Source organism: Pseudoalteromonas sp. OANN1, assembly GCF_024124685.1.
Taxonomy (GTDB): Bacteria; Pseudomonadota; Gammaproteobacteria; order Enterobacterales; family Alteromonadaceae; genus Pseudoalteromonas; species Pseudoalteromonas piscicida.
In genome coordinates, this window is the sequence record NZ_JAMXSE010000038.1 from 21127 (window position 1) to 34819 (window position 13693).

The 13693-nt window shown below is 43.7% G+C and carries 11 protein-coding genes, 1 tRNA gene and 2 pseudogenes; 11 read left to right on the forward strand and 3 right to left on the reverse strand.

Features of this window, described 5'->3' with window-relative positions:
- The first annotated feature begins 25 nt into the window (after window positions 1-25).
- From NH462_RS22390 to NH462_RS22420, 7 genes are all read left to right on the forward strand, one after another.
- Window positions 26-1036 carry an L-threonylcarbamoyladenylate synthase gene (locus tag NH462_RS22390; protein ID WP_253107787.1) on the forward strand — a complete coding sequence of 337 codons (1011 nt, stop codon included), beginning with the start codon at window positions 26-28 and terminating at the stop codon, window positions 1034-1036.
- A gap of 198 nt (window positions 1037-1234) precedes the next feature.
- A complete protein-coding gene (locus NH462_RS22395; RefSeq protein ID WP_010379082.1) occupies window positions 1235-2272 on the forward strand; it encodes an efflux RND transporter periplasmic adaptor subunit in 1038 nt (345 codons plus the stop codon).
- Window positions 2273-2317: 45 nt separating this feature from the next.
- Window positions 2318-5368 (forward strand): efflux RND transporter permease subunit, encoded by a 3051-nt coding sequence (locus NH462_RS22400; RefSeq protein ID WP_253107792.1) that lies wholly within the window; start codon window positions 2318-2320, stop codon window positions 5366-5368.
- Between the two features lie 234 nt (window positions 5369-5602).
- Complete coding sequence (locus tag NH462_RS22405; protein ID WP_010379077.1) at window positions 5603-5974, forward strand: hypothetical protein; 372 nt, start codon at window positions 5603-5605, stop codon at window positions 5972-5974.
- 90 nt (window positions 5975-6064) lie between these two features.
- Window positions 6065-6155 (forward strand) — tRNA-Ser (locus NH462_RS22410).
- Window positions 6156-6208: 53 nt separating this feature from the next.
- Window positions 6209-6592 carry a hypothetical protein gene (locus tag NH462_RS22415; RefSeq protein WP_010379075.1) on the forward strand — a complete coding sequence of 128 codons (384 nt, stop codon included), beginning with the start codon at window positions 6209-6211 and terminating at the stop codon, window positions 6590-6592.
- Window positions 6593-6711: 119 nt separating this feature from the next.
- A complete protein-coding gene (locus NH462_RS22420; RefSeq protein ID WP_010379072.1) occupies window positions 6712-7326 on the forward strand; it encodes an FKBP-type peptidyl-prolyl cis-trans isomerase in 615 nt (204 codons plus the stop codon).
- Between the two features lie 94 nt (window positions 7327-7420).
- Here NH462_RS22420 and asnS read toward each other — a convergent pair whose 3' ends face one another.
- Window positions 7421-8818, reverse strand: coding sequence for an asparagine--tRNA ligase (gene asnS / locus NH462_RS22425; RefSeq protein WP_010379069.1), 1398 nt, complete (start codon window positions 8816-8818; stop codon window positions 7421-7423).
- Window positions 8819-9046: 228 nt separating this feature from the next.
- Between asnS and NH462_RS22430 the strand changes: the two genes are divergently transcribed.
- Window positions 9047-9481: an AAA family ATPase gene (locus NH462_RS22430; RefSeq protein ID WP_026000942.1), complete on the forward strand. Its 435-nt coding sequence runs from the start codon at window positions 9047-9049 to the stop codon at window positions 9479-9481.
- 290 nt (window positions 9482-9771) lie between these two features.
- Here NH462_RS22430 and NH462_RS23095 read toward each other — a convergent pair.
- Window positions 9772-10041: pseudogene (locus NH462_RS23095) on the reverse strand (tyrosine-type recombinase/integrase); the annotation flags it as partial.
- 403 nt (window positions 10042-10444) lie between these two features.
- Between NH462_RS23095 and NH462_RS22440 the strand changes: the two are divergent.
- Genes NH462_RS22440 through NH462_RS22450 form a run of 3 tightly spaced genes read left to right on the forward strand, consistent with a single transcriptional unit; the run spans window position 10445 to window position 12789 of the window.
- Window positions 10445-11347, forward strand: coding sequence for a hypothetical protein (locus NH462_RS22440; RefSeq protein WP_253107788.1), 903 nt, complete (start codon window positions 10445-10447; stop codon window positions 11345-11347).
- Window positions 11340-11825 (forward strand): Panacea domain-containing protein, encoded by a 486-nt coding sequence (locus tag NH462_RS22445; protein WP_253107789.1) that lies wholly within the window; start codon window positions 11340-11342, stop codon window positions 11823-11825. The genes NH462_RS22440 and NH462_RS22445 overlap by 8 nt, the downstream gene beginning before the upstream one ends.
- Window positions 11826-11877: 52 nt before the next feature.
- Window positions 11878-12789 carry a DUF5677 domain-containing protein gene (locus NH462_RS22450; RefSeq protein ID WP_253107790.1) on the forward strand — a complete coding sequence of 304 codons (912 nt, stop codon included), beginning with the start codon at window positions 11878-11880 and terminating at the stop codon, window positions 12787-12789.
- Window positions 12790-13392: 603 nt separating this feature from the next.
- Here NH462_RS22450 and NH462_RS22455 read toward each other — a convergent pair.
- Window positions 13393-13693 (reverse strand): annotated as a pseudogene (locus NH462_RS22455) (transposase); the annotation flags it as partial.

The following is a 13693-nucleotide window of genomic DNA, read 5'->3' on the forward strand; positions in this document are numbered from 1 at the left end:
CCATTTTTTACAGCGAGAAAGACACGTGGGCGAAGCAAGCTTAACTACCTTACATTTACTGGCAACCGATCCAAGCGCAGTGGCGCAAGCGGCTGAACTTGCACGTGATGGTCACCTTGTTGCGGTTCCAACAGAAACCGTTTACGGATTAGCAGCAGATGCAAGGCAACCCGATGCGGTAAAAAAAATCTTTGCAGCAAAAGGACGCCCAGCAGATCACCCGTTAATCGTACATCTCGCAGACAAGTCTTTGGTCACTGAGTGGGTGGAAACATTGCCAGACTATTTTGATACTTTAGCTGATGCGTTTTGGCCGGGACCACTGACGATCGTTGCCAAAAAGCAAGCACATGTGAGCGATATAGTGACAGGCGGCCACCCAACCGTGGGTATACGTGTGCCAAATCATCCTGCAATGCTAGCTTTATTGCAGCGCATTAACTCCGGACTTGCTGCGCCTTCTGCCAATCCTTACAAAAAAATTAGTCCAACCACCGCTGAGCAAGTGTTGTTTGGATTGTCCGGCAAGATAGCGGCTGTGTTAGACGGCGGTCCGTGTGAAGTAGGACTTGAATCGACGATTGTCGATATATCTTCAGCTACACCGAGGATCTTGCGAGCAGGTCCTATTACCAAAGCTGCACTTGAAGCGGTGCTCAATATTGAAATAGATGAGCCTGATGTACACACTGTAGCCGTCCCAGGTAACGTAAAAGCCCATTACCAACCAAGCAAACCGCTTACCCTGTTGTCGACGGAAGAATTAGTTGCTCGCCTAAGCGGCCAGTGCGAAGCGAATACCGGCGTGTTGTATTACTCATCGCAAATAGAGCAAATGATCTCTGAGAATTCAGCAAACAACGAGCTGGTGGATCTCAAACTCGGTGCTGACAAAGCCAAGTATGCGCAGGGCCTTTATCACGGTTTACATCAGTTGGATCAATCAAGTGCAACCGAGATTTTGTTAGAAGCACCACCAACTGCCCCCGAGTGGCGCGATGTTAACGACAGACTGATGCGCGCGGCCGCACAATAGTCATGATTTGGCGCGGTAGTCTATCGCGCCTCACTCTGCCTCAATCTTTACATAACTTTACCTTACTTTACATGGGCTTATCTTGCCTTTAAAACGCTGCAAGGCATACTGCATCTTATCGCACTTATACTGTGTGTTATCGAATAGTTTATCTTGATGTGAGTGATTAACTGTTACACTCAAATATAGCTAAGAACAATGGAAATTATTAAGGTTAATATGTGTAAAGTAACGCGCTTGGTGGTTTTTACGGCCACTATGCTAATAACCAATATCGCTTTGGCCAAACCTTCGCAAGTGATTGCAGAGCCTATTCAATTTGAAAGCAGTAGCCAGCAAATTCAGGCTGTAGGTAATGCTGAAGCTATTCAATCAGTTATTTTGTATCCCGCAATTGGTGATAGGGTGACTGCGGTACATTTTAAACCGGGCGATCAGGTTAAAGCGGGTACTTTGCTATTGGAGCTAGACTCACGCCGCCAAAAAGCGGCGCTTGAAGAAGCTAAAATTCGTCTTGCAGATGCGCAGCGTACCGTTGACCGTTTAACCGATAGCCAAAAGCGCGGCGCCGTCCCAATTAATGAATTAGATAAAGCGGTAACGGACAGAGATTTAGCAAAGGTCGCCTTGATCCAAGCTAAGAATGAATTAGAAGACCGCCAAGTGATCGCCCCTTTTTCTGGCGTAATGGGACTCACCGACGTTGAGGTTGGAGATCGCATTACCACCCAAACCGCGATTGCGAGTATCGATAACTTTGACAAGTTGTATGTTCAATTTGCGGCACCGGAATCGGCGTATGGCATGCTTAAATCGACCGATAGCGTGCTGCTGACACCTTGGAATGATAATTCAACACGGATCGACGCAAAGATAGCGCAAATGGACTCTAGAATAGACCCAACAGCCCGCACACTAAAAATCAAAGCCATCTTTGAAAACCGCAATGACCGTTTTTTGCCTGGAATGAGCTTTAGAGTATCGCTAACGGTATTGGGTGAAGAGTTTGCCGTTATTCCTGAAGCCGCACTGCTTTGGGGCGCAACAGGTCCTTATGTATGGAAAGAAGTAGATGGCAAAGCTAAGCGTATTGATGTCAAAATCCAACAGCGGTTGCCGGGTAAATTGCTGGTATCAGGCGATTTGGCTGCAAGAGAGTTATTAGTTGTAGAAGGGGTGCAACGTCTTCGTCCTGGGCAAGAAATTGCGGTGACGAATGCACTGGCGAAGGAATAAATCGTGACTAAACCGGAGTTACCACAGTTACAAGATTTACCGTCGATGGCCATTCGCCGTCCGGTGTTAATCGTTGTATTAAATTTATTGATTATTATTGCAGGTATTGCTGCACTGGCCGGCATTGAAGTTCGTGAACTGCCCGATGTAGATAGGCCGCGTTTAACGGTGTCCGCATCGTTTCCTGGGGGCTCGCCTGAGACCGTCGACACCGAAGTAACGAGTAAGTTAGAAGGCGCAGTCGCGCGTGTCAGTGGTGTAAAAAGCATTCGTGCACAAAGTGAAGAGAATAATGCACGGATTGTTGTTGAATTTCGTCCGGGCATTAACCTAGACGATGCAGCAAACGAAACACGCGAATCCGTTTCTCGAGTACAAAGAGAGCTACCTGAAGAAGTTGAACGGGTGTCCATTATTAAAGCGGATAATGACGCAGAAGCAGTGGTGTCTTTAACTGTAAGTAGTGCCTCTTTAACACTTGAAGGATTGACCGAGCGAGTAGAAAAAGACTTAGCGCCGCAGTTTTTAACTATTCCAGGTGTTGCCGATGTGCGCCTGAACGGCGATAGAGAGCGGGTGCTGCGCGTAAGACTTGATCCGTTAAAACTGACAAGCTTTAATCTAACCGTTCCGGATGTTGCTGCGGCGCTTAGACAAGCACCGTTTGATGTACCCGCAGGCAGTTTAAAGTCAGACGATCAGCAGCTGATTGTCCGTGCCGATGCCACTTCTGTAACCGCTGAGCAGGTGAGTGATATCATCATTCGTGGTGAGACTCGGGTGGGGGATATTGCCTCTGTGTATTTTGGACCGGCTGATCCTCGCTCTATGGTGAGACTCGACGGAGAGCCTGTAATTGGGCTTGAGATCATTCGCCAAGCACAGTCCAATACCATTGAAATCTCAGATGAAGTACTACAGCTCGTCGATAAGATAAAAGTACGCTTTCCAGATCTGGAGCTATTCGTCACCTCCGATGATGCACAGTTTATTCGCTCATCCGTAGATGAAGTCTTGAGCTCTTTGGTGATAACCATATTGCTGGTGGTATTCACGCTTTGGGTATTTATCGGCTCGTGGCGTGCGACGCTTATTCCAGCTTTTGCAATCCCGGTTGCGCTTATCGGCTCTTTGGCGCTGATCTGGGCGCTTGGCTTCTCTGTTAATATTTTAACCTTGCTAGCACTTGTGTTGGCCACTGGACTTATCGTCGATGATGCGATTGTTGTTAGTGAGAATATTCAGCGTCGTCGTGGCGAAGGGATAGGTCGTCGCGCTGCGGCGGTTCTTGGGACAAGAGAAGTCTTCTTTGCTGTAGTCGCGACAACCGCAGTACTTGCTGCGGTATTCGTACCGATTGCCTTTTTACCGTCAACTGCGGGCCGACTGTTCAGGGAGTTTGGTGGCGTGTTAGCTGGTGCCGTGATTATTTCTTCATTTGTAGCACTGTCATTGGTGCCAGCATTAACCTCTAAGTTAAAAGTAAAGCAAGATAGCAAAAAGCATCTATTTTCGAGTATTGGTGTGAAACTCGCAGAAATGTATCGCGGTACGATCCATTGGGTGCTTGACCATGCATGGCTAACCTTTGGTGTATTTGTGGTTATTGCGAGCTTATCTGGTGCGCTCTATTCGCAATTGGATAATGAACTTTTGCCATCTGAAGACAGAGGCAAGATCCGGATTTTCGCAAGAGGGCCTGACGGTGTTGGTCTTAACTTTATGGATAGACAAGCCAAACAAATGGAAGACATTTTATTACCTTTTGTGGAAAGCGGAGAAATAGAGTCAATCTATACGGTTGTTGGTCAGTGGGATCCAAATATTGTATTTATCACTGTGCCATTAAAGCATTGGGATGAGCGTCATTTCTCGCAACAGGAAATTATCGATAAGATCAGAGGACCGCTTGGTAACATACCCGGTGCACCTGCTCGTGCCTTTGGTGCAAACAGCTTAAACCTAAGAGGCCAAGGTGGCGGTATCGAGCTTGCGCTACTTGGTAACGACTATTTAGAGATATTTAAAGCAGCGCAACAATTTGCAGCTTTGGTTGAAAAAGAAATGCCAGACGTGGCGCCGGTGCAAATCTCTTATCAACCCTCACAACCTCAGCTGCGCGTAAACATTGACCGTAGAAGAGCAGAAGAGCTTGGCGTTAGTTTGAGTGATATCTCAACGACACTTAGGGCAGCCATTAATGGCGATGATGTTGCTGATTTGAATGTTGGCGACCAATCCATACCAATTATGCTGCAGGCTCAAAACCATACCATCAGAGATCCAAGTGATTTGGCTAACCTTTATGTTGGCAGCCGCTCTGGTGCATTAGTTCCGCTAAGTAGCCTTGCCGTTATTGTGGAAGAGGGCGTAGCAGCCGAGCTTGAACGCCACGCTCAGCGTCGTAGTATCGAGCTGGATATGAAACAGCCAGAAGACATGCCTATGGCTGAAGTGGTCGAAAAATTACGAACGCTGGCAGATCAGAGTTTACCCGACAGCGTGACGCTGGCGTTTAAAGGGGAAGCCTTAACGTTTGAAGAAACGGCCAACGAAGTGTTACTTACCTACGTGCTGGCGTTTTTGATTGTGTTGCTCGTACTTGCTGCACAATTTGAAAGTGTAAATAGTGCCGTTGTAGTTATGATCACAGTTCCGTTTGGGATTACTTCTGCCATATTGGCGCTGTATCTTACAGGTACTTCGCTTAACATATATTCGCAAATCGGTTTAGTGATGTTGATTGGTTTAATTGCTAAAAATGCCATCTTGTTAGTTGAGTTCGCAGATCAGTTACGTGATAAAGGACGGTCAGTAAGACAAGCCGTTGAAGAAGCCGCAGTGATCCGTTTACGTCCTATCATGATGACCTTAGTGTCCACATTGCTTGGTGCTTTACCGTTGATTTTATCGGTAGGTGCAGGTGCTGAGTCGAGAAATGCAATCGGTTGGGTCGTATTTGGCGGTTTAGGCTTGGCGGTTTTCTTTACGCTTTACCTCACACCTGTCGTTTATCTCGGTTTAGCGAGATTTACAAAACCGAGGGCGGATGAAACCAAATTATTAGTGGATGAACTTGATAAAGCTGAAAGTTAAATTCCTCGGGTAAAAATAAAGTGGGGTGAGCGCAGCAATGGCTGCGCTTTTTTTATACAGTGATTAATGTTGTGGTAACACATTCTTTGATACTTTTTGTTGAACTTTTCATTATTTAAACTGTCACAACCGATGTGGTTGTTTTATAGCCAGTATGTTTGCTACTCTAAGACAGTAAATCCTGTTTTCTATAACAATAATAAAAATAACAAGCTAATTGAAAGAAGATGTGTCATGGGTAATTTATTTTTAAAAGAACGGGAAAATTGGACCGCCTGGATTATTTGGAGCTTGATAGGATGCACGGCAACCGTCGCATTATCGAGTTATACCAGTGAGATATGGATGGGGCTATTAGCGCCTATTTTGGTATTAGGATTACTAACAACATGGATGAGTTACACCAAGCGATTTGATTTTTCCAGAGCATTTAAAGTGCTCAGTACCGTTGTGTTGTTTTCATCTATTCCGGTTATCATTGAAAAAGTGCTGCCTGCAAAAAACGCGGTCATTGGTATGATTGACTCAGGGATCATCGTGATTGCAATGGTTATCGCTAGTTGTATTTTTGCTTACATTGCCAAAAGGCCAAAGCAATATTATTGATTATTCGGCTATTATTTGCGCTTTTGAATGCAAAAATCGAAATAGTGCTTTACAACCGATGGATAACTCCATAAAATGCGCGCCAACAACGGAGAGATGGCTGAGTGGTTGAAAGCACCGGTCTTGAAAACCGGCATACGTTAATAGCGTATCTAGGGTTCAAATCCCTATCTCTCCGCCACCTCATTCCCAAAACCGCCTCCAAATGGCGGTTTTTTTCGTTTGGAGGCGTGTATGTCTGCGGCTAGTAACATGGCAATAATAAAACATAGTTCTATTTGGATTGTATTTAGTTATTTTTATCTTAGTGGCCTAAACATGGCGCTTACGTTGTCGATTGATTCGCAACAAGACCCTGATATTACGATGACGCTACTGCATATTTTTTTATTCAATTGCCTTGTTGGTCATCTGATCACTAAATATGAAAAATCCTGGCCAGAAATCGCCAGTGTGGTTATTGCATTATTTGGTGTGGTTGGATTTGGACACTACTTTGTTGGTAGCTTGGGAGAGTACAGTGATGAGCTTAATATTGGGCTTGTATTATTGCTGCCATTTGCAACCTTTGTAATGAAAAAACTCAAACAATATGCCGAAGAGAAAGCCGCTAGTTAGCGGTTTTTTTGTGTCCGACGAATAGCTCGACTGCTTGATAATCAAGCAGCTCCGGTATCTTGCCTATTTTGGCTGTGATACAATCTAAGATTCTTGTTAATAAAAAATATGGAAAGACTATGTCTCAATTCAACACAGACGCAGATAAAGCGAGTTACGGTATTGGTTTACAAATGGGTGAGCAACTTAAAGCAAACCCTTTTGAAGGTCTAAACCTTAACTCTGTATTCGAAGGTATGAAAGACGCTTATGCTGGTGACAGCTTCCGCGTTGAGATCCCTGAAATTCAAGCTGCATTTGAGAAGATCAATGCTGAAATCCAACAGCGTCGTGAAGAAGAAGCTAAAGTGTTAGCAGCAGAAGGTGTTGCGTTTCTAGAAGAAAATGCAAAACGTGCTGAAGTAACAGTAACTGAGTCAGGTCTTCAGTATGAAGTAGTTGAAACTGGCGAAGGTGATAAGCCTGTTGAAGATTCAAAAGTACGTGTTCATTACCACGGTACACTAATCAACGGTACGACTTTTGACAGCTCGTACGAGCGTGGTCAACCAGCTGAATTCCCAGTAAATGGCGTGATCAAAGGTTGGACTGAAGCACTTCAAATGATGCCTGCAGGTTCGAAATGGCGTCTATACGTACCGCATGAGCTTGCATACGGCGAGCGCGGTGCAGGTGCTGCAATCGCACCTTTCTCAACGCTAATTTTCGACGTTGAGCTACTAGAAGTTTTATAATAGTATCGCGTGATCAAAAAGGCCTTCTTAACGAAGGCCTTTTTCCGTTTAGCCAAAGCTGCTGAAAATACAACTTTGGCTGTTCGACAAGACTTTAGTAAGTCGCGCTGCCTTTAGTACGAGGGAAGGCAATAACGTCACGTACGTTGCCCATACCAGTAACATAAGCAACCAAGCGCTCAAAGCCAAGACCAAAACCTGAGTGAGGCACCGTCCCATATTTACGAAGGTCGCGGTACCAGCTGTAATCTTCTTTGTTTAAGCCCATTTCTTCAAGACGCGCATCTAGCACATCTAAACGCTCTTCACGTTGTGAACCACCAATGATTTCACCAATACCAGGCGCAACGACGTCCATAGCGGCAACGGTTTTACCGTCCTCGTTTTGGCGCATGTAGAATGCTTTGATATCACGAGGGTAGTTTTTGATAACTACTGGTGCGTTAAAGTGTACTTCAGCAAGGTAACGTTCGTGCTCTGATTGTAAGTCGACGCCCCACTCAACAGGGAATTCAAACTCTTTATCACATGCTTTTAGAATTTCGATAGCGTCTGTGTAATCTACCTGAGCAAAGTCTTTATCGATGAATGATTCTAGGCGAGTAATGGCATCTTTTTCGATGCGCTGTGCGAAAAACTCCATATCATCACGTCGTTCGTCAAGTACTGCTTTAAACACATACTTCAACATGTCTTCTGCAAGCGCTGCGATGTCGTTAAGGTCGGCGAATGCCACTTCAGGCTCAACCATCCAAAATTCTGCCAAGTGACGAGAAGTGTTTGAGTTTTCAGCACGGAATGTTGGACCAAAAGTATAGATTTTTGAAAGGGCACTCGCGTATGTTTCACCGTTAAGCTGACCTGATACGGTCAAGAATGCTTCTTTTCCAAAAAAGTCTTCTGAATAGTCTACATCGCCTTTGTCTGTGCGTGGTAGGTTGTTCATATCAAGTGTAGATACACGGAACATCTCGCCTGCGCCTTCACAGTCACTTGCGGTAATGATAGGCGTGCTGATCCACTGGTAGCCACGCTCATGATAAAAACGGTGAATAGCTTGCGCAAGACAGTTACGTACACGCGTAACCGCGCCCATAACATTAGTGCGAGGGCGAAGGTGCGCATGTTCGCGTAAGTATTCAATACTGTGGCGTTTTGCAGCCATTGGGTATGAATCTGGATTCTCAACCCAGCCTAATACCTCAACACTGTTCGCTTGGATCTCAAAAGATTGACCTTGACCTTGTGATTGTACAAGCACACCTGTCACCGCTACTGAACACCCAGCAGTAAGACGAGTCACTTCGTCATAATTATTCAGCGAATTAGGGACTACGGCTTGAATAGGGTCAAAACAAGAACCGTCATGAACGGCTAGAAATGAAATACCTGCTTTTGAATCACGTCGTGTACGGATCCAGCCCTTTACTGTTACTTGGCTGTCAACCGCAACGGTGCCTGCTAGTAGCTCCGTTATCGCTGTGTGGCTCATCTTTACTCCAAATGATTTATTTTTTATTTGTGAATTAAAAGACAGAGTGTCTTATCGTCATGTAAGCCGTATCTTACCTGCGATGGACAAATAAAAAAACACTGAAATGCAAAAAACTGGGCTGAAAAGAATGAGTAAAAGCCATGAAAAAACAGTCGGGCTGTGGCATTATGAATGTTCGATGATAAAAATAGCTTTATTAATACTAACAGTGACGTTCAAAACTCGATGAAACAAGTTTTTATTTTGAGGGGTCTACCTGGCTCTGGAAAATCGCATTATGCGCAAACGCTAGCCGACGATCTCGTCTCCGGCGATGAAACACAGTATTTTATCTGTTCAACCGATGATTATTTTCTTAATGAAAACGGCGAGTATCATTTTGAAAAACAACGCCTTTCAGAATATCACAACTTAAACTTAGCTCGGTTTATTAATGCCTTAGCTGAAGGTATCCCTTTGGTTGTTGTTGATAACACCAATATCAAGAAATGGGAGTTTGTTGCTTATGCATCAGCTGCTGTGGCAATGGGCTATCAAGTGAAAGAAGTCATTGTTGGCGAAATTAAAGATAAATCCCTACAGCACTTATATGCCAAGCGTAATAGCCATGGCATTGGCTTGAAAACAATTTCAAAAATGGCCCACCTTTTCGAATGGTGATAAGGCTTAGGGTAGAGTAACCCTAACAACGCTTGTGCATGGTAAACAGGGTAGTATCATCTCCGATCTTACAGTTAAAAAGAGCGGGTTTAGACTTCGCCTTCGAGCAAACAAGAGACGGTCATCAATGTTAGCTTCATTTTACATAGCGGCCGTTTAGTCAACTCATTCCTGCCCCATTTCGATTCAGCAGTGGAATGTGCAACCAACTTTTTTAGCTTCAGTTGACCCAATTTTCGTAATGCTACTGAGTTTCGAAAGGGCTCTGACATTTATAAGGGCTCTGACATTTATATAGTGTCTAACGGGCTAGTTGTACCTGCAAAATGTTGGCCAAGTACATGTGTATAGATTTGTGTGGTACTAACGTCATTGTGGCCCAGTAATTCTTGAACACTTCTTATATCACGACCAGCTTGAAGCAAATGGGTTGCGAAGCTATGCCTAAACGCGTTGGGATACTTGCGCTCTACTGCATTTGGCAGAGATGGACCTATCCCGTGAAAGTTGTCATCCTGTTGAATCTTAATAGCCATTTCAATATAGGTAAGTTTTTTCTGTTCTAATGCTGTAACCACGCATACACATTTCTTCCTAAGGCCTTTCAGAAATGGGCTTTTTAGACTCATGACAACTCCTTGCCTTATATTTCTGTGTATCTATACAGTATTATCTGAAGTTCTCGGATATCAAGGGAAATAATGAAAAATTTTTTGCGCGTTTACGCATGAATAAATTAAAAATATTATTGCTTATCAGAAGGTTATTTATCTGGGATTTGAGATAATAGGTTTGGGAAACGCGCATGCGCATTTTTCCAGATGGTATATTTAGCAGAATGCTGATAAATTATTTGCATACAGATAGTTAACTGTGCGCGTTTTCACTGGCCCAACGAGGTAAGCGCGCATGCGCACGAATAAAATGTTAGATGCACAGAAAGAATCAATATCGGAGTAATTGATGTCGAATATTTTGAGAGCTTACGCTTTCCCAACGTTTCAACTCATAGGAGTTATTGGGATCTCTGTTTGTTCTTTATGGTTTAGTGGCTGGTACAGTCAAGGAGAAAAGGACTACATCTCTAACTTTAACTCATTGCCAAGTAATCAACACAGTCCCATAAGTACAGCCTCGTTTTGGGATGTTACATCACATAATGTATTTTCTTTTAGTAAACCAGTTCCTTACACCGCGTTGGCGTTAGTGATTGGGTTGGTTGGTGGATTTGGTGGGTTTAGAAACCAAAATAAAATTAATAAATACGATGAGTTGGAAGCGAAATATAGGGCTGAGAAAAGTGACCATGGTGAAACTCAAAGAAACTACTATGAGGCAATTGGTTATATTATCCAATCTATTTTTGTGTCCACAGATGATGCCTATGATCGTACCTGCCGGGTAACTATTTATAGGCATACAAATGACTGTCATTTACAGCGAATTTTTAGGCATGCCACTCAATCTCGATTCGAACATGGAGGTAGGCTTAGAATTAAAGATGATGAGGGTATTGTAGGTGCAGCGTGGCTAAATGATGGTGTCGCACATATATCATTACAGCATGGTTTTTCTACGCAGAGCTATAATCAACAACTTGAAAGAGAGTTAGCTCAACATGGTGCCAAGTTACCTAGTTCTAACACTAGAATGCCAACTAGAGATTATTTTGCGATGGCTGTTCGTGGTCCTGACAGAACCAAAATGGCTGTTATAGTTTTAGAGAGCACGGAGCCTGATAAATTCAGTCGGGAAAGGCTTGAGAATCTCATTTCTCAAGAAAATGGGGATATCGCAAAATACATCCTTCACAAAGGAAAGCTAGACGAGATTCTGAACCCTGATGGAGATTTGGAAAATGGCTAGAATTAAAGATGTCACCGCCTATATATGTGCAAAATACCCGCACAAAGATGAATTATCTAAAGCTAGGGTAACTAAACTTGTTTACTTGGCTGACTGGAAGTCCGCCCAGAAAAACAAGAGGCAGCTAACCAAAATAGAATGGTACTTCCATAATTACGGGCCATATGTTGATGCCGTTGTTGATGCCGCGCTAAAAGACTCTAGATTTAATATAGTCTCAACATCAACTATGTATGGAGATTCAAAAACTCTATTTTCAATAAAAAACAATGCAGATTTTGAAAAGGGGCTTAGTGAAGAAGAGCGAAAAATTATAGATTGTGTAATTGTCGACACAAAAAACCTATATTGGGATTCATTTATAAAGCATGTTTATGATACTTACCCCATTCGTGTCACTGATAGGCACGAAACATTGAATCTAGTTGCTTTGGCTAAGCAAGAATCATCTAACAAGCAAAGGCAGTCGGACGCGTAAACGCGCCGCTGCTTTGGGCGTTAGTAGTCAAGAAGTGTCCAAGGAAGTTGCGATGATCGAAGACCAAATTAGTCAGCTAGTGGCTTCAATAAAGGGGCATCAAGAAGATTTGGATGCTACTGCGAAACTTTTCCGAACCCCAGAAATAATGGATTCGTTCGATAGATGGAACTACGATTGTTGGCGTAGTTCAGTTTTTGGGGATGGTTTAATAAAGTTGCGCCTGTTTACTGAAAATAACTTTAATTTTGTAGAAACGGTTGGTGTTATTTCTGTTGCTCGCTATATATTCGAGTTAAGTCTTTGGCTGCGTCTTTTGGACCTTGATCCACGCTACGGCCTTGTATACTACGAACAACTTATAGACTCACAGCTTCGTTACTGGAAAGATTACCGTTCGCAACTCAACAGAGAGATTAGTCTTCTTAATCAGTTTGCAGAAGAAGAATCATCCCTACTGAATGACAAGATGGCGGAGTTGAGCCTAATTTCTGATGATCAAGAAAACCAGCAGGCCGCTATGTCGGCCCCTAGAATTGTAGCCGAACTAATCGACAGGAAAGCGGCTCGGCAATTTTCAATCTATGCCGAGCAAGCGAAAATTAATGGTTACGGATTTCAAGCATATATGGTAGAGAAACAAGCTCTGCCAGAAGTCGAAGGTTCCATAGCTAGTTTGGAACAAGAAAAAGCCACATTTAATGCTACGATTTCAGAAGATCTACAAGGCTTGATACCTAAGCGTTGGAATTGGCGTCAAATGGCAGAAAAAGTCAGCTTGACTGAGGAGTACGATTTCATCTACACGTTTAGCAGTAAGCTACTTCATGCTACTCCAGCAAGTATCACGACTAACCAGAAAAACCTTGAGCTAGAAGAAATGCTTGTGTTTCTAAAATATATTGACGTGAAAATTAGAGACTTGCTTGAACTAGGTCAGAGTCATGCGCAGGTAACTGCCTAATCGGGTAGCCGAGGGTATCTAGCCCTCAGCCCCCACAACACCCTGCATGCGGGTCCGCACAGGGCGTTTCATCTAACAGATTACCCGTTTGGGTAATGCACTTTTATCCATCCGTCTCAGTATAATTGATGACACCCACCGTTATTTGTATCTAAGCTGGCAAAGTGAGATGAAAACGTGCGGAACCACTTAAAGAATATGGACAAAAAGCGTTCTTAGATAGGGTGACCTTTGGCGGATAAGCGTATCGCTGCACTAAAACTGGGTTATCGCGCACGACAAAGCGCTGTAAATACGGAAGTAAGAAATTCTAAAATTGAGAAAAGCGGGATCAGAGACACCCACCTGAGGGGATCTCGTCTACCTTTGGGAAGTACTCAATGGATAGGAAAAATAAGTGACATCCATTACTATTAATATCCAAGCTGAGGAAGTGAAGTAAAAAAGTATAAAAATACTTAAATCACTGGGTACAGAAACGCTCACCTATAGGCCAATTTTGAGCGCCCAAGCGTATCTCCGCACTAAAATTGGGTTATCGCGCACGACAAAGCGCTGTAAATACAGCAGTATGAAATTCTAGAGTTGAGAATGTGAGTCTTGCTAAGCCAACAAGCGCTCGCAGTTTGTTAGGTTTGTCCGTCGTCTTTTTTGAAGTGTTTCGCAGTAAGCGGTTATTGTTCGCTCTCGGCCAACGGCACCGTGAAATACCCTTGAAAACTGCGTGGTGAGTTTTATCCAGTTCTCCGGTTCGATATTTAGTCGAGTAAGAATGGTTTGTGACTCAAAGATATGACCTCGCTTGTCGGCGCGAATACATTGGCCTGTGAGTTCAACCAACTCAATATAGGATTTGAGCTCAAAAGGCAGTCCTTTCGGCATATGTTTTCTTGGGCTGCCAGCA